Annotated in this window: 11 protein-coding genes and 1 pseudogene; 4 read left to right on the forward strand and 8 right to left on the reverse strand. The window is 70.8% G+C overall.

The window, feature by feature from the left end; genetic code table 11:
- Positions 1 to 13 precede the first annotated feature (13 nt).
- The 5 genes from AB0P07_RS23420 to AB0P07_RS23440 form a co-directional block, all read right to left on the reverse strand.
- Positions 14 to 1,066 (reverse strand): peptidoglycan DD-metalloendopeptidase family protein, encoded by a 1,053-nt coding sequence (locus AB0P07_RS23420; protein ID WP_365553432.1) that lies wholly within the window; start codon positions 1,064 to 1,066, stop codon positions 14 to 16.
- Between the two features lie 122 nt (positions 1,067 to 1,188).
- Complete coding sequence (locus AB0P07_RS23425; RefSeq protein ID WP_365553434.1) at positions 1,189 to 2,874, reverse strand: GAF domain-containing protein; 1,686 nt, start codon at positions 2,872 to 2,874, stop codon at positions 1,189 to 1,191.
- A 98-nt stretch (positions 2,875 to 2,972) separates the two neighbouring features.
- Positions 2,973 to 6,488 carry a thiol reductant ABC exporter subunit CydD gene (gene cydD / locus AB0P07_RS23430; protein ID WP_365553436.1) on the reverse strand — a complete coding sequence of 1,172 codons (3,516 nt, stop codon included), beginning with the start codon at positions 6,486 to 6,488 and terminating at the stop codon, positions 2,973 to 2,975.
- A 79-nt stretch (positions 6,489 to 6,567) separates the two neighbouring features.
- Positions 6,568 to 7,572: a cytochrome d ubiquinol oxidase subunit II gene (cydB, locus tag AB0P07_RS23435; RefSeq protein WP_365553438.1), complete on the reverse strand. Its 1,005-nt coding sequence runs from the start codon at positions 7,570 to 7,572 to the stop codon at positions 6,568 to 6,570.
- A 20-nt stretch (positions 7,573 to 7,592) separates the two neighbouring features.
- Positions 7,593 to 9,098, reverse strand: a complete 1,506-nt coding sequence (locus AB0P07_RS23440; RefSeq protein WP_365553440.1) for a cytochrome ubiquinol oxidase subunit I — start codon at positions 9,096 to 9,098, stop codon at positions 7,593 to 7,595.
- 210 nt (positions 9,099 to 9,308) lie between these two features.
- On the opposite strand from AB0P07_RS23440, the gene AB0P07_RS23445 reads away from it, so the two are divergent.
- Positions 9,309 to 9,713: a cyclophilin-like fold protein gene (locus AB0P07_RS23445; RefSeq protein ID WP_365553442.1), complete on the forward strand. Its 405-nt coding sequence runs from the start codon at positions 9,309 to 9,311 to the stop codon at positions 9,711 to 9,713.
- Positions 9,714 to 9,727: 14 nt separating this feature from the next.
- Here AB0P07_RS23445 and hisC read toward each other — a convergent pair whose 3' ends face one another.
- On the reverse strand, positions 9,728 to 10,807 hold the full coding sequence (gene hisC, locus AB0P07_RS23450) for a histidinol-phosphate transaminase (RefSeq protein ID WP_365553444.1): 1,080 nt from the start codon (positions 10,805 to 10,807) through the stop codon (positions 9,728 to 9,730).
- Between the two features lie 422 nt (positions 10,808 to 11,229).
- Between hisC and AB0P07_RS23455 the strand changes: the two genes are divergently transcribed.
- From AB0P07_RS23455 to AB0P07_RS23465, 3 genes are all read left to right on the forward strand, one after another.
- Entirely contained in the window at positions 11,230 to 12,342 is a 1,113-nt protein-coding gene (locus AB0P07_RS23455; protein ID WP_003975000.1) for a LacI family DNA-binding transcriptional regulator, read from the forward strand.
- 375 nt (positions 12,343 to 12,717) lie between these two features.
- Positions 12,718 to 13,797 (forward strand): Ser/Thr/Tyr protein phosphatase SppA, encoded by a 1,080-nt coding sequence (sppA, locus tag AB0P07_RS23460; protein ID WP_365553447.1) that lies wholly within the window; start codon positions 12,718 to 12,720, stop codon positions 13,795 to 13,797.
- Between the two features lie 182 nt (positions 13,798 to 13,979).
- Complete coding sequence (locus tag AB0P07_RS23465; protein ID WP_365553449.1) at positions 13,980 to 14,852, forward strand: hypothetical protein; 873 nt, start codon at positions 13,980 to 13,982, stop codon at positions 14,850 to 14,852.
- 24 nt (positions 14,853 to 14,876) lie between these two features.
- Here AB0P07_RS23465 and AB0P07_RS23470 read toward each other — a convergent pair whose 3' ends face one another.
- Together AB0P07_RS23470 and AB0P07_RS23475 are read right to left on the reverse strand one after the other, a co-directional pair.
- Complete coding sequence (locus AB0P07_RS23470) at positions 14,877 to 16,322, reverse strand: VWA domain-containing protein (protein WP_365553451.1); 1,446 nt, start codon at positions 16,320 to 16,322, stop codon at positions 14,877 to 14,879.
- A 79-nt stretch (positions 16,323 to 16,401) separates the two neighbouring features.
- Positions 16,402 to 16,533: pseudogene (locus AB0P07_RS23475) on the reverse strand (thiamine biosynthesis protein ThiC); the annotation flags it as partial.
- Positions 16,534 to 17,002 lie beyond the last annotated feature (469 nt).

Below are 17,002 nucleotides of genomic sequence, written 5' to 3' on the forward strand. Positions count from 1 at the left end.
ACGTCCGGTGCCGTCACCACAGTGGCACGCCGTGTTCCGACAGCCATGGCACCGGGTCGAGCGCCGAGCCCATCTCCGGGGTGACCCGTACCTCGAAGTGCAGGTGGGGTCCGGTGGAGTTGCCCGTGGTGCCGGACTGCCCGATCCACTGCCCGGCCTCGACCCGGTCGCCCTGATCGACGGCGACGGCGGCGAGGTGGGCGTACTGCGTGTAGTAGCCGCCCGCGTGCTGGATCACGACGTGGATGCCGAAGGCGCCGCCGCAGGAGACCTTCAGGACCCGCCCCGCGCCGACCGACCGCACCGGTGTCCCGACCGGGACCGCGAAGTCCTGGCCGGTGTGCCGGTTCGCCCACCGCGACCCGCCGCTGCCGAACGACGCGGACAGCTCGTAGGTCTCGACCGGTGCCACCCAGGCCGGGCCGGCGGGCAGGTCCGGCTGGTCGAGACGGACCGCGCCGGGGCACGAGCCGGCCGCGACGGAGGAGTCCGCCTGCCCCTCCAACTGTTCCCGCGCCGCCTCCAGCTTGCTCTCGATCTTCTTCTTCAGCCGCACCAGCTCGGCTCGGCGCTTGTCCAGCGCCTGCCATGCCGCCTGTGCCTTGGCCTCGTCGGCGACGAGCCGTGCCTCGGCCCGCAGGTTCTCGCCGATGGCCCGGTCGACGGCCCGATTCGCGCGGGACACGGCCCGCTGACCGCGCATCAGCTCGTCGGGGTTCTCGGCGAGCAGCATCCTCGCCGTGAGCGGCAGCCCACCGCCGTCGCGGTACTGAGCACGGGCGATGCGGCCGAGGTCCTCGCGCATGGCGTCGGTTTTCCGCCGCTGCGCGTCGAGCAGCCGCTCGTACTCCAGGGCCTTCGCGCGTTGGGTCTCGGCCGCGCGCCGCCCGTCCTCGTACTGGCGGGTGGCCGTCGCCGCGTCCTGGTACAGGCGCGCCACCTGCGGGCCGAGGGCGGTAGCGGATCCACCGTCCGCGTCCGTGCCGTCGGTGGGGCGGGCCGCGAGCAGCGCGAGTGCGCACAACAGCGCCGGAACGAGCAGCGGGCGTCGGCGGGATGAGCGCATGTCAGCGATCGTGGACCGGCGCAGGGCGCGAGGTCTCGTTCATGTCGTACGAGTGGGGGACCCGTTGCTGCACACGGATCAGTGCCGCTGCTGCACATGGGGCAACACGGCGCCGGCTTCACTCAGTACGGCGCTTCCCACAGCACCGTCGTGCCAGTGCCGTCCGCCCCGATGCCCGGCCCGAGCCGACTGGTGCCGCCCACGGCCTCTGCTCGGCGCTCCAGATTGCGCAGGCCGCTGCGCCGGCCGCCCTCCGGAATGCCGACCCCGTCGTCCGCGACGGTCAGCCGGACGCCGGGCCTGCCGTCCCGCAGGGTCACCGAGGCGTCCACGACCACCTCGATCCGGCCCGCGTGGGCATGCCGGAAGGCGTTGGACAGGGTTTCGCGCAGCGCGGCGATGAGGTTCTTGGCGGTCAGGTCGCCGACGGCGGTGTCGACCGGGCCGACGAACCGGTGCGCCGGCGTGAAGCCCAGCGGTGCGGCGGCCATGGTGATCTCGCGCAGTACACGGGAGCGCAGTCCTGCGGGCGCCTCGGCCGGCTGCTGGAGCGCGAAGATCGCCGATCGGATCTCCTGGATGGTGACGTCGAGTTCCTCGACGGCCCCGCCGACCCCGTCGCGCACTTCCGGCACGGCCGACCTGCGCTGGGCGCTCTCCAGCATCATTCCCGTGGCGAACAGTCGCTGGATGACGAGATCGTGCAGGTCCCGGGCGATTCGGTCCCGGTCCTCGTACACGGCGAGCCGTTCCCGGTCGCGCTGAGCCTCGGCCATCGTGAGCGCCAGTGCCGCCTGTGAGGCGAACCGCTCGCCGAGCGCCCGCTCCGTCCGGGTGAACGGGCGGTCCCCCCGGGACCGGGGCAGGACGAGGCCACCCAGGACCTTCCCGTCCCGGCACAGCGGCACCAGCATGACCGGCCCGTAGGAGCGCGCCGGTCCGGCCTCCAGGCGGGGGTCGGTGGCGGCGTCGTCCACGAACACGGGCCGTCCGGAGAGCAGTTCCGCCACCATGCCGTTCTCCGGCGGGAGGACGGTGCCGAGGGCGTTCGTGGGGTGCGGTGCGTCGACGGCCGCGATCTCCAGGCCGCCCCCGTCGGCCGGCAGCAGTACGAACCCGGCGGCAGCCCCGGACAGGCGGCGGGCCTGCTCAGCGACGGTCTGCAGGGCATCGTCGGTGTCACCGCCCGCGAGCAGGGCGGTGGTGACGGCGACCGACCCGTCGATCCAGCGCTCCCGCTGCTGAGCGGCTTCGTGCAGTCGCGCGTTGCCGATGGCGATTCCGGCCTCCGCGGCCAGCACCCGGACCATGGCGAGGTCGTGGTCGTCGAAGGGCTCGCCCGCGTGTTTGTCGGTCAGGTAGAGGTGGCCGAAGATCTCGCCCTGCACGCGGATGGGGACTCCCAGGAAGCCGCGCATCGGCGGGCGGTGCTCGGGGAAGCCACGGGAACGCCGGTCCTCGGGCACGTCGGTCGGCCGGACCGGTTCGGAACCCCTGATCAGCGCGCCTAGCAGGCTCTTCCGGTCGTCCGGGCGGTGGCCGATGCGCCGGGCGGCGGTCACGTCGTCGAGGCCGTGGTGCACGAAGTCGGCGAGGCCGTCACCGTCCTCGTCGACGACGCCAATGGCCGCGTACCCGGCGTGCGCCAGGTCGGCGGCCGTCTCGCAGATCCGGTGCAGCGTGGTGTGCAGCTCCAGGCCGCTGCCGACGGACCGCATCGCGTCCAGCAGTTTCGGCACCCGGGCCAAGAGTTCGGCCGAGGCCTCCGGGCGGGACGGCAACGAGCCGGGAGGCGGTGCTGGGGGCATGCCCCGAGCCTAATGAGACCTTTTTATTCAGGAAAGTCGGATTCCAGGGTTTCTTTCCGAAACCGCGGCCGGAACCGTGACCGGGCCGGCTCGGCCGGTCATCTCGCCGTCACCAGCAGCTCCGCCGCCGCCTCCCGCCCGGCCATCTCCTGCAGCGGTCCCGGAACGGCCGCCAGCTCCGCGTAGGTACCCCGCTGCACGACCCGGCCCCGGTCCAGGACGATCACCTCGTCCACGGCCCGCAGTCCGGCCAGCCGGTGCGTGATCAGCAGGGTCGTACGGCCCTCGGTCGCGGCCAGCAGATCGGTGGTGAGCGCGTCGGCCGTCGGCAGGTCGAGGTGTTCGGCGGGCTCGTCCAGCACCAGGACGGGGAAGTCGGCGAGCAGCGCCCGGGCCAGGGCCAGCCGCTGGCGCTGGCCACCGGACAGCCGGGCCCCGTGCTCACCGACCAGCGTGTCCAAGCCGTCGGGCAGGCTGTCGGCCCACTCCAGCAGCCGGGCCCGCGCCAGCACGTCGCGCAGCTCGCCCTGAGTGGCGTCCTTCCTGGCCAAGAGCAGGTTCTCGCGGACCGAGCTGTCGAAGAGGTGCGCGTCCTGGGCGCACAGCCCGACGAGCCGCCGCACGGCGTCGCCGACCAAGGCGTAGGCGTCGACACCGGCCAGCGTGTAGGAGCCGGCGTCCGCGTCGAGGAAGCGCAGCAGGACCTGGGCCAGGGTCGTCTTGCCGGACCCGGACGGTCCGACCACGGCGACACGGCGGCCCTCCGCCAGGGTCAGGTCCAGCTCCGCCAGCGCGTCCCCGTCCTGCCCGGCGTGACGCGCGGACAGCCCCTTGAGGACCAGCGGGAACGGCGAGGTGGGCGCCTGTCGGGGCGTCTCCGGCTCCCGCACCGGCTCCGGGGCGTCGAGCACCTCGTACACGCGCTCGGCGCTCCGGAGCACGCGCTGGCGGTACTGCACTGCGAGCGGCAGGCCGAGTACGGCCTCGAAGGCGGCCAGCGGGGTCAGGACGACGACGGCCAGGGCCACCCCGGCGAGCCGGCCGTCGGCGACCGCCTGGACCCCGACGAGGGCGGCACCCGCGACGGTCACGCCGGAGACGAGCGCGGTGAGTCCGTCGCCCAGCGCGGTGGCGGTGGCAGCCCGCGAGGCGATCGAGGTGAGGGCGCCGTCGGCCCGCCGCGCCTCGGCGGCACGCCCGGCCAGGGCACCGGCGACGGTCAGCTCGGCGGTGCCGGTGAGCAGGTCCGTCACCCGGGTGGCGAGTACGCCCTTGGCGGGGGCGAGCCTGCGCTCGGCGCGCCGTGCCACGGCGGCGGTGACCAGCGGGACACCGGCACCGGCAGCGAGCAGGCCGACCGCGAGCACGGCACCCGCCTCCGGCAGCAACCAGGCCGTGAAGCCCACCGACGCGGCGGAGACGATCAGGGCGCCGCCGGCGGGCAGCAGCCAGCGCAGCCAGTAGTCCTGCAGGGCGTCGACATCGGCGACGAGCCGGGACAACAGGTCGCCCCGGCGGCTGCGGCGCAGCCCCGCGGGGGCCAGCCGCTCCACCCTGCGGTAGACGGCGACCCGTGTGTCGGCCAGCATCCGCAGCACGGCGTCGTGCGACACGAGCCGCTCCGCGTAGCGGAACACGGCCCGTCCGATGCCGAAGGCGCGCGTCGCCGTCACGGCCACCATCAGGTACAGCACCGGCGGCTGCTCGGAGGCGCGCGAGATGAGGTACCCGGAGGTCGCCATCAGGCCGACGGCGCTGCCGAGGGCCAGGGTGCCGAGCAGCAGCGCGAGTACCAGCCGACCGCTCCGGGCCCCGGACATGGCGCGGACCCTGGACAGCGCGCCTCCTCGGGCCCCCGGAGCACGCTCGGTGCGCCGAGGGGACTCGGCGACCGGCTCGTCGAAGGCGTCCGGGGCGGGCGGGCGCCTGCTTCCCCGCGCAGCGGCCGGCAGCCCGCCGGTGTCCGCGGAGGCGACGACGGCCGGCGCCTCCAGCCGCACCACCCGGTCGGCCACCTCCAGCAGTGCCGGCCGATGCACCACGAGCAGGACCGTTCGCCCCTGCGCCAGCCTGCGCACGGCGTCCACGACCTCGGCCTCGGTGGCCCCGTCCAGGGCCGCCGTCGGCTCGTCGAGCAGCAGCACCGGCCGGTCCGCGAGGAACGCCCGGGCCAGCGCGAGCCGCTGCCGCTGTCCGGCGGACAGACCGGTTCCGTCCTCCCCGAGGACCGTCGCCGTGCCCTCGGGCAGCGCGTCCACGAACTCCAGGGCACCCGCGTCCCGCAGCGCCCGCCGTACGGCGGTGTCGTCGGCGTCGGGCCGGGCCAGCCGTACGTTCTCCGCGATGGTGCCGGCATACAGGTGCGGATGCTGCGGCACCCAGGCGACCCGGGCGTGCCAGTCGGCCATGTCGAGGGAGGCGAGATCGACCCCGCCGATCCGGACCCGTCCGCCGGTCGGGGGCACGAAGCCGAGGAGGGCGTTCAGGAGTGTCGACTTGCCCGCCCCGCTGGGGCCGACGAGCGCCACCGCCTCTCCGGGTTCCACGGTGAAGCTGACGTCCGTGACGGCGTCCGCGGTGCGTTCCGGGTAGCGGACCGCCACGTCCTCGAAGGCCAGGGCGCCGTCCGCCGCCACCCGGGCGGTCCCCGATGCCGGTACGGGACGCTCCAGCACCTCGAAGATGTCCTCTGCGGCGGCGAGGCCCTCGGCCGCCGCGTGGTACTGCGCCCCCACCTGCCGCAGGGGCAGATAGGCCTCGGGTGCGAGGACGAGCACGACCAGGCCGTCGTACAGCGCCATGTCCCCGTGGACCAGGCGCATGCCGATGGTGACCGCGACGAGCGCCACGGACAGCGTGGCGAGCAGTTCCAGCGCGAAGGAGGACAGGAAGGCGATCCGCAGCGTCCGCATGGTCGCCCGGCGGTACTCGCCGGTGATGCGTTTGATCGACTCGGCCTGTGCCTTGGCCCGGCCGAAGACCTTCAGTGTCGGCAGCCCCACGACCACGTCCAGGAAGTGCCCGGACAGCCTCGACAGCAACCGCCACTGGCGGTCCATCCGGGACTGGGTGGCCCAGCCGATCAGCATCATGAAGATCGGGATGAGGGGCAGGGTGCCGACGATGATGGCCGCCGAGACCCAGTCCTCGGTGACGATGCGGGCCAGCACCGCGACCGGCACGACCACCGCGAGGCCGAGCTGCGGCAGATAGCGCGAGAAGTAGTCGTCGAGGGCGTCGACGCCCCGGGTGGCGAGCGCAACCAGCGATCCGGTCCGCTGGCCGCTCAGCCAGCCGGGGCCGAGCGCGGTGGCCCGTTCCAGCAGCCGGCCCCGCAGCTCCGACTTCACCGCGGCACTCGCCCGGTGTGCGGCCAGTTCGGTGAGCCAGCCCACCAGCGCACGCCCACAGGCGACGACCACCAACAGCAGGAGGGGGGTACGGAGTCCGGTGGCCGTCGTGCCGTGCTGGAAGGCGCCGACCACCACCTCGGCGATGAGCATCGCCTGCGCGACGAGTAAGCCGGCCCCGACGGCCCCCAGGGCGACGACGGCCGCCAGGAAGAGCCGGGTGGCGCGGGCGTACCGCAGAAGACGTGGATCGATGGGTTTCACGTGAAACAGGCCCTCCTGCCCCATGGGGTGCGTTCCAGCCGCGTTTCACGTGAAACACGGTGAACGCACCCCGCTGGACTCAGTGCGCGGCGTCGGCGAGGTGCTGGGTGCCTATGCGCTTGCGGAACACCCAATACGTCCAGCCCTGGTAGAGCAGGACGACCGGCGTGGCGATCACGGCCAGCCAGGTCATGATCTTCAGCGTGTAGGCGCTGGACGAGGCGTTGGTGACGGTGAGGTTCCAGTCCTCGTTCAGCGTGGACGGCATGACGTTCGGGAAGAGGGTCAGGAAGAGCATCGCCACGGCGGCCACGATGGTGACGCCGGACAGGGTGAACGACCATCCCTCACGCCCGACCTGGTTCGCTATCAGCGCGGCGACCAGGGCGGCGGCGGCCACCACCAGGGCGATGAGGCTCTTGGCGTCCCCGCTGTCGACCTGCGTCCAGAGCAGGAAGGCCAGGGCCTGCACGGTCGTGACCAGGCCGACGCGCAGCGCCAGGGTCCGCGCCCGCTCACGGATCTCACCGACGGTCTTGAGCGCGGTGAACACCGTCCCGTGGAAGGTGAACAGCGTCAGCGTCACCAGGCCGCCGAGGAGGGCGTACGGGTTGAGCAGGTCCCAGACCGAGCCGACGTACTCCAGGTTCCGGTCGATCTCCACGCCGTGGACGATGTTGCCGAAGGCCACGCCCCACAGGAAGGCGGGGATCAGCGAGGTCCAGAAGATCGCCGTCTCCCAGTTGCGCTGCCAGTTCTCCTCGGGCCGCTTGACGCGGTACTCGAAGGCGACGCCCCGGACGATCAGACAGACCAGGATGACCAGCAAGGGGAGGTAGAACCCGGAGAAGAGCGTGGCGTACCACTCGGGGAAGGCGGCGAAGGTGGCGCCACCGGCCGTGAGCAGCCACACCTCGTTGCCGTCCCACACGGGGCCGATGATGTTGATCAGCACCCGCTTCTCGGCCCGGTTCCGGGCGAGCAGCTTGGTGAGCACACCGACTCCGAAGTCGAAGCCCTCCAGGAAGAAGTAGCCGGTCCACAGGACGGCGATCAGGACGAACCAGACGTCGTGCAGTTCCATGACTGTGCAGCTCCCTCGGCCTAGTACGAGAAGGCCATCGGCTTGTCGGCGTCACGGAGATCGCCGCCGATCTTCGTGGGCGGGTTGAGGTCGGCCTCGGTCAGCTCGGGCGGTCCCGCCTTCACGTACTTCGCGAGGAGCTTGACCTCGATGACGGCCAGGACGGCGTACAGCAGGGTGAAGACGGACATCGAGGTGATGACCTCGGCGGTGGAGACACCGGGGGAGACCGCGTCGCGGGTCTGCATCACGCCGTAGACGACCCAGGGCTGCCGGCCCATCTCGGTGAAGATCCAGCCCCAGGAGTTGGCAATCAGGGGGAACGCCATCGTCCACAGCGCCAGCAGCCAGTAGATCCGCGAGAGCTTCACCCCGAGCGGCTTCTTCAGCAGCACGAGGTGCGGGACCTCGTCCTCCCCGGTGCGCAGGGCCGGTGGCAGCAGGAACCGCTTCCGGGTCAGCCACAGGCCCAGCAGGCCGAGGGAGAAGGACGCCATGCCGAAGCCGATCATCCAGCGGAAGCCCCAGTAGGCGACGGGGACGATGGGCTTGTAGTCACCGGGGCCGAACTGCTCCTGGAGTGCCTTGTTGGTGTCGTTGATGCCGGGCACGTAGGACTCGAAGTCGCTGTGGGCGAGGAAGGAGAGCAGTCCGGGGATCTCCAGGGCGACCTTGTTGTGCCCCGTGTCGACATCGCCGTAGGCGAACACCGAGAACGGTGCCGGCTGCTCGCCGTCCCACAGGGCCTCGGCGGCGGCCATCTTCATCGGCTGCTGCTCGTACATGACCTTGCCGAGGGTGTCACCGCTGACCGCGGTGAGCAGGCCACCGACGGCCAGGGTCATCAGGCCGAGTCGGAGCGAGGTCCGCATCACCGGAATGTGCTTCTTGCGCATCAGGTGGAAGGCGGCGATGCCGACCATGAAGGCGCCACCCGTGAGGAAGGCCGCCGAGAAGCTGTGGAAGACCTGGTTGAGGGTGGTGTTCTGGGTGAGAACCTGCCAGAAGTCGGTGAGTTCGGCGCGGCCCTTCTCCTCGTTGATGCGGTAGCCGACGGGGTGCTGCATCCAGGAGTTGGCCGCGAGGATGAAGTACGCCGACAGCAGGGTGCCGATCGAGACCATCCAGATGCAGGCCAGGTGGATCTTCTTGGGCAGCTTGTCCCAGCCGAAGATCCACAGCCCGATGAAGGTGGACTCGAAGAAGAACGCGATCAGCGCCTCGAAGGCCAGCGGGGCACCGAAGACATCACCGACGAAGCGGGAGTAGTCGGACCAGTTCATACCGAACTGGAACTCCTGCACGATGCCGGTGACGACCCCCATCGCGATGTTGATCAGGAAGAGCTTGCCCCAGAACTTGGTCGCCCTGAGGTACTTCTCCTTCTCCGTGCGAACCCAAGCGGTTTGCAGTCCGGCCGTGAGGGCGGCCAGCGAGATCGTCAGCGGGACGAACAGGAAGTGGTAGACGGTCGTGATGCCGAACTGCCATCGCGCCAGCGTCTCCGGCGCCAGAGCCATGTCCACGTCGTCACTCTCCTCACATCGCCACATCGCCGTGGTCAGCGGCATTTTGAGCGTGTTTGTCACACCCAACGCGGGCGCAACCGGGACACGCTTGTGAACGCGTTCACATTCACAAGCAATTATGACCTACTGCTTTTCGCCACCGGAAGGGGGGTCCCCTGTGACGTCAACCCCTTGGCAAGAACTTCAACATCTTGTTGAATTCGTGGCATGAACACCACGGACACACAGGAGCAATACGCACGGATACGCATCTCATGGCCGGCGGGTCACCTCACCGCGGCTCTCGAGGACACTCCCACCACGCAGGCGCTTCTCAAGGCCCTGCCACTCACCGCCTCCGCCCACACCTGGGGCGAGGAGGTGTACTTCGACACAGGTGTGTCGGTTTCACGTGAAACGGACGCGCGGCAGGTCGTCGAGCCCGGAACCGTCGCCTTCTGGACCGACGGCGACGCGCTGGCTCTTCCGTACGGACCCACACCGATCTCGCGAGACGACGAGTGCCGTCTCGCGAGCCCGTGCAACGTCCTCGGCCGCCTCGACGGTGACCCCCGCCGGCTGGCGACGGTGCGCGACGGCGACCCGGTACGCGTGGAGACGGTGGACTTCTGACGCCCACCACCCCGTCAGATCTCCTTGCGGAACGCTTCCGACACCTTCATGAAGATGTCGTTCGCCTCGCTCTCCCCGACCGTCACCCGCACACCCTCACCCGGGAACGGTCGTACGACCACGCCGGCCCGCTCGCACGCCTCGGCGAAGGCGAGCGTGCGCTCCCCCAGCCGCAGCCAGACGAAGTTGGCGTGGGTCTCCGGCACCGTCCAGCCCTGCGCGCGCAGCGCGTCGACCACGCGCGTGCGCTCGCACACCAGCGAGCCGACCCGGCCGATCAGCTCGTCCTCCGCACGCAGCGAGGCGATCGCCGCCTCCTGCGCGATCTGGCTGACCCCGAAGGGCACCGCCGTCTTGCGCAGCGCAGCCGCCACCGGCTCGTGGGCGATCGCGAATCCGACCCGCAGGCCGGCCAGGCCGTAGGCCTTGGAGAAGGTGCGCAGGACGCAGACGTTCGGCCGGTCACGGTAGAACTCCACGCCGTCCGGGACCTCGGCGTCGCGGATGAACTCGCGGTATGCCTCGTCCAGGACGACCAGCACGTCGCTGGGCACCCGGTCCAGGAACCGCTCCAGCTCGGCCCGCCGCACCACCGTGCCCGTCGGGTTGTTGGGATTGCAGACGAAGATCAGCCGGGTCCGGTCGGTGATCGCGTCCGCCATCGCGTCGAGGTCGTGCACCTCGCCCGGTGTCAGCGGCACCTGCACGGACGTCGCACCGCTGATCTGCGTGATGATCGGGTACGCCTCGAAGGAGCGCCAGGCGTAGATCACCTCGTCGCCGGGACCGGAGGTCGCCTGGATCAGCTGCTGGGCCACACCGACCGAGCCGGTGCCGGTGGCCAGGTGGGAGAGGGGCACGCCGAAGCGGTCCGACAGCTCGGCCATCAGCGACGTGCAGGCCATGTCCGGGTACCGGTTGAAGGAGGCGGCGGCCGCCGTCACCGTCTCCATCACTCCGGGCAGGGGCGGATAGGGGTTCTCGTTGGAGGACAGCTTGTAGGCCACCGGGCCGTCGGCCGCGGCGGGCTTGCCCGGCTTGTAGGTGGGAATCCCCTCCAGCTCGGCGCGCAGCTTGGGGTTCTTCTCGCTCACCGCAGTCCTCCTCATGACCACCACCGGCATCGAATACTTCTCACCTTATGAGGATTCGCCGCCGCTGCGTATAGGTGAGACCGGACCTCGTCCGGGTGCGACCGTGCCTCGTCCGTCACAGTGGCATCAGGGACACCAGCACACGAAGGCGCATGATTCGGGGGGCGCGCCGCACATATATCTACGCGCCGGTGGCTCGCGCCGTGGCGCGCATCCCTCGTGCAGGTGAGTTGAGACCTCTTCGCAACATCCGCCACCCCGCAGGCCCCCACTGGTCAACACGCCCGGTAATGGAATGAGCGAGCCCAACTACCTTGCTTTCCAAGAGCGTTAGCCGTAAATGATCATGCAGAAACGTGACTGTCAACGCGTGCATATGCGTCCGCACTACCCCACCCCATGAGCCCTACTATCGGCTCGCCATGACAGCAGCAGGGAAGCACCAGGTGAGCCGCGCGGAAACCTCACGTCGAGGCAGCCGGCCGGGCCGGGCGGGTATCAGGGACGTGGCCGCCGCCGCCGGAGTATCCATCACTACCGTCTCCGATGCCCTCAACGGCAAGGGCCGACTCCCGGATGCCACCCGGCGCCATGTGCGCGAGGTCGCCGACCGGCTGGGCTACCGGCCCTCGGCTGCCGCCCGCACGCTCCGCACGGGCAAGTCCGGACTGATCGGCCTGACCGTGACGACGTACGGGGATGAACCTTTCACCTTCACCGAGTTCGCGTACTTCGCCGAGATGGCACGCGCCGCCACGTCTGCCGCGCTCGCCCGCGGCTACGCCCTCGTCATCCTCCCGGCGACCTCCCGACACGACGTGTGGTCCAACGTCGCGCTCGACGGCACGGTCGTCATCGACCCCTCGGACCACGATCCGGTCGTCAGCGAACTGGTCCGGCAGGGCTTACCCGTCGTGTCCGACGGCCGGCCGGCCGGTTCACTGCCGGTGACCGCCTGGGTCGACAACGACCACGAGGCGGCCGTACTCGGCATCCTGGACCATCTCGCCGACGCCGGCGCCCGCAGGATCGGCCTGCTCACGGGCACCACGACCGACACGTACACGCATCTGTCGACCACCGCCTACCTGCGCTGGTGCGAGCGCGTCGGCCAGGACCCGGTCTACGAGGCCTACCCCGCGCACGATCCGTGCGCGGGAGCGGTCGCCGCCGACCGGCTGCTCGCCCGCCCGGACCGGCCCGACGCCGTCTACGGCCTGTTCGACCCGAACGGCACCGACCTGCTCGCCGCCGCCCGCCGCTACGGTCTGCGCGTCCCCGAGGACCTGCTGCTGGTCTGCTGCAGCGAGTCCACCGTGTACGCCAGCACCGAGCCGCCCATCACCACCCTGTCGCTGAAACCCCGCCGCATCGGCACCGCGGTGATCCAGGTCCTCATCGACGCGATCGAGGGGCTGCACTCCGATCAGCCGGTCGAGCAGGTGATACCGACCGAACTGATCGTGCGTACGTCGTCGCAGCGACGGCCACCGCGTACGACGGTCAGCCCGCCACGGTCACCGGAGGGCGAATAGGGCGGACGGCAGGCGTGGCCCGGGAAGCGGCGGCGTGGCGCGCGACGGTGCCGTCCCGGCCGGAAACGGCACGCGCGGCCGGCGCCGGCCAACGACACCGCCGAAGACCCCGGAAGGCGGCGGCGCGGGACGGCGAAACAGGGCGGAGGACGCCACACCAGCCCCGGCAGGAACGGGACCGGGCCCTGGTTACGGACGGGCGAAGCCGGGCCCAATCGGGGCGAATGCCGCGGTGAACCGCAGTCCTGTCCTGATTCACCACCCCTGGGTCATCACACAGCGCGATCCGCATTCCTATGATGGGCCCACACACCGCGGGCCGCTGCGACCAGGCAGTCCGAAGCGGTGCAGATGCGGCGCGATGGTGGAGGGTCGATGACTCAGGGGGCCGGTCAGGGACCCGAGGTGGAGCGGACGGCGACGGTGCGCGACTTCCGGGTACCCGCGTACGTCCACGATGCCGCTCCGTACGCTGCCCCCGGCATGCACACGGGCGAGTCGGCGCCGCCCTCCGAGGAGGCCATGCCCGAGGGCTACACGCCCACTCAGCGCGACCTGCCTGTCATCCGTCGGGGTGACACGGTCCAGGTCACGGTCGACCCCGCGCCCGTAGCGGTGCAGCAGCAGGCCACCGGTCAAGGGCCCCTGTTCGTCGTCGGCGACGTGCACGGCTACCTCGACGAACTGCTGGCCGCCCTACGGGAGAAGGGCCTCGTCGACGACGCCGGCCAGTGGTGCGCGGGCACCTCCCGGCTCTGGTTCCTCGGCGACTTCACCGACCGCGGCCCGGACGGCATCGGCGTCATCGACCTGGTGATGCGGCTGTCCGCGGAGGCCGCCGCGGCCGGCGGCTACTGCAAGGCGCTGATGGGCAACCACGAACTGTTGCTGCTCGGCGCCAAGCGGTTCGGCGACACGCCCGTCAACTCCGGCGCGGGTACCGCCACCTTCCAGGCCGCCTGGCTGCTGAACGGCGGCCAGAAGACCGACATGGACCGCCTGCAGGACCACCATCTGCAGTGGATGGCCCGCCTCGACGCCATGGAGGAGGTCGACGACCACCTCTTGGTCCACTCGGACGCCACCACCTACCTCGACTACGGCCGCTCCATCGAAGAGGTCAACGACACCGTCCGCGAGACGCTCACGCGCAACGACGCGGAGGAGGTGTGGGACCTGTTCCGCAAGTTCACCAAGCGCTTCTCCTTCCGCGACGAGGGTGGCGCCGAAGCCGTGCGCTCATTGCTGAATACGTACGGCGGCACCCGGATCGTTCACGGCCACAGCCCCATCCCCTACCTGCTGGGCGAAGTCGGCTCCGAGGACGGCGAGGACGACACCCGTACCGTCGTCGAGGGACCGCACGTCTACGCGGACGGCCTGGCCATCGCGATGGACGGCGGCGTCACCATGGCCGGAAAACTGCTGGTCCAGCAACTGCCCCTGGACGCCTGAGCCTTCCCCGAGCGGCCCTTTCGGCGGCTCCGTCCCCGCGAACGGGCACCCAATTTCTGGAAACCCCCTGTCACCCTCCACCGTCACCGCTCTACCATCGGCTTATCCGTAGCAGGCTCCCCTCCGTTTCTGCCCGACGGCTCGTTGGCATGCGAGCCCCAAGCCCTACGGAGCATCGGGGGATGCACATGAACAGCGTTCCGCAGTACCTGTCGACCGAGGACCGCCAAGAGTACGAGCGGATCCTCGACGAGGCGCTGCGCTCCGCACCACACCGCCCGGAACTGACCGCTGTCGGTCAGCGACTCAACTCCGAACAGCTGCGCACCATGGCACTCAACGCCACCGCCCTCATCACGGCGGCGGCCACCACCGAATACCAGCACTACGTGAAGGTCCGCGAGGAGTTGCGCCACCCCGCGCCCTCGGGCCCGTCGACCACCACGCGCGGGTCCGGCTCCCAGGAGCAGAGCACGGGTGCGGGGGGCCTCGCCGCCACCATGGGCGAGATGGCCGAGGCGACCGGCGCGGGGGCCGTCGCCGTCGTCGCCGTCCTGGCGCCGGTCCTGGCCGGCACCGCCGCGGCGATCTTCCTGCTGGTCGGCTACATCCTGAAGATGCTCGACCCGGAGCAGGCCTTCGCGCGGACCATGCTCACCACGGGGTGGGTGTTCGGCGCCGTCACCGCGGTGGCGATCCTCGTCGCCGCGGTGGGACTGCTGCTCACGGCGCTGCGCAACCGCCCGTCCGCCGAGTCCGGCTTCTACGACGCCCGGGACGAGGAGGTGGCCCGGGCCCGGGAAGCCTGGCACGAGGCCCTGCTGGAACGCGGCATCCTGCCCTTCCTGCGGGAGGCGCTCGGCGAACCCGGCACGACGGCACTGCACCGCGCGGGACCAGCAGCCCCGGGCAACGGCCGCATGCCGCACCTCGGCTACGGCCGTCCCGGCTTCACCAGCCCCGACGGCGGCTCCGACCCGGGTTCGCGTCCGAGCTACTCGAGCCCGGACTACAGCAGCCCGGACTTCGGGGGCCCGGAACACCGGACCGAGTAGCCACCGGCACGGGCGGGCAGCGGCTCAGAGGATGCCCGCCCGGCCGGCGGCAGTGATCCAGGAGGGGAACTCGGACAGCAGACGGTCGTACAGCTCCGGGTCCGGTACGGTGCCGATGTCGTCGACGGCGAAGAAGCCGACGTTGTCGACGCGACGGCCCGGCAGGGTGTCGAACCGCTCCAGCACGCCGTAGTTGGAGCGTCCGAGCCCCACGAACTGCCAGAAGACCGGTTCCTCCACGGCCTCCCGCAGCTCCCGATCGATCTCGGCGTTGCGGTATACACCGCCGTCGGAGAAGAACAGGACCAGGGTCGGAACCGGCGCCGGGTGCTCCCGGACGAAGGCGCGGACCTCGGCGATCACCTTCTGCTCCTCGTTCTGGATGCCGACCGCCCGCATGTCGACCTGCTCGGGGTGAAGGCCCTTCTTCCGGCCCCGCCGGAACAGGCTGATCTCCCCCACGCGTACGTGCAGTCGCAGCCAGTCGGGCAGCTCGCCGAGGCGCAGGTCGGGCAGGCGCGCCGGGTTGGAGGCAAAGGTCCACGCCTGCATCTCGCCGTCGTCGTCCAACTGCGCGGCCACGGCGGCCATCCGCTCCACGACGTCCGCGACGACGCCCTTCGAGTAGAGGAAGGACATCGATCCGGAGGCGTCCAGTACGAGGACGACGCGCGCGGTGACCCCGGCCGCCCCGTGCTTGCTCAGGCTGACCGCGACCTGCTCCTTGCGCAGGGACAGCCGCTTGCGCATGTCCACGGGCAGGCGTTCCTCACCTTTGGTGAGACGGGGGCCGCCGGCGGCCGGCGCCACGCTCGGCGGCACCGGGGGTACGAAGGGGACCGGCGGTGGTAGGGGAGCCGTGGGCGTCGGGGAAGTCGGCGCCGACGGTGCGCGGGGGGCCGTGGCGGGAGCGGCCGTCGGGGGAGCGTCGTCCACGGTGATACCGAAGTCCGTGGCCAGCCCCGCGAGCCCGGCGGCGTATCCCTGTCCGACCGCGCGGAACTTCCACTTCCCCTCGCGCCGGTACAGCTCACCGGCGACCAGCGCGGTCTCCGGCCCGGCAGTGATGTCGAACCGGGCCAGTTCGGTGCCGGTCGCGGTGTCCAGCACCCGCAGCGACATCCCGGGGACCCGGCCGAACGTCCCGCCGTCCGCCGAGGCGCACAGGACGATGCGCTCGACGGCCGTCTCAACCGCCCGCAGGTCCACCTCGACGGCATCGCTCGTGACGCCCGCGTCCGCGTCGGGCCCACTCCGCTTGCCCAGGTGCCGCACCGCGCCGGAGCTGTGCCTGGGCTGGTTGTAGAAGACGAAGTCACCGTCGTCCCGCACCCGCCCGGCCGAGGTGAGCAGCAGCGCGGAGGCGTCGACCTCGGGGACGCCCGGTCCGGCGGACCACACGAGTTCGACGCGTACCGCAGGGGAGTCGACGGCGACGTTGGCACCCTTGCTCAGTGAGGTGGCTGTCATGCGTCCAGTCTGCCGAGCGAGGCCCCTGGGCGGGGAGAGGGCCGACCCTGCGGCCTGTTCCCTCCCCGCGCTTGGGCGCTCAGTCCGCGATCGGCAGGTACACGCGGTTGCCCGCCTCCGCGAACTCCTTCGACTTCTGCGCCATGCCCTCCTCGATCTCCCCCCTGCTGCTCCCGTGCTCCCGGCGAATGTCCTGCGAGATCTTCATCGATCCGTGAATCGGTGCCCACACGCGGCCCCCAGGTTGCCGGCGCGAGCAGCGGAACCAGAATATTTACGCAGGTCAGCGTGGATTCCGAGCCCCACGGCTCAGGCTGCTCTGTGAGCGCAGGGCTCCCAACCTGCGGTGGTCATCGGGGCCGGACAGGCTCTCGTCCAAGGCCAGGAGCGACAGGAGTTGCACGGTACGTCCGGCCGAGGCTGCCGCCTCCAGCTTGTGATGGCCGTCGAGCAGAAAATGCGTCAGTCCCCAGTGCTCGTACTCGTCCGTCGCCTGGAGGCTCAACGCAGGCTGACAGAGATCCAACGTCGACACCGCGACTGCTGTCGGCACCACCCCCTGCCCCATCCACTCGACGTACTCCGCGCTCTCGGTCGTTCCAGAGTGGAGGGACCATCGGTACTACGAACTCATAGAGATGTGCGGTGTCGTCGATCACCGTCTCGAACGTGCGGCAATA

The sequence above is a fragment of the Streptomyces sp. NPDC085944 genome (assembly GCF_040686295.1).
Taxonomy (GTDB): Bacteria; Actinomycetota; Actinomycetes; order Streptomycetales; family Streptomycetaceae; genus Streptomyces; species Streptomyces salinarius.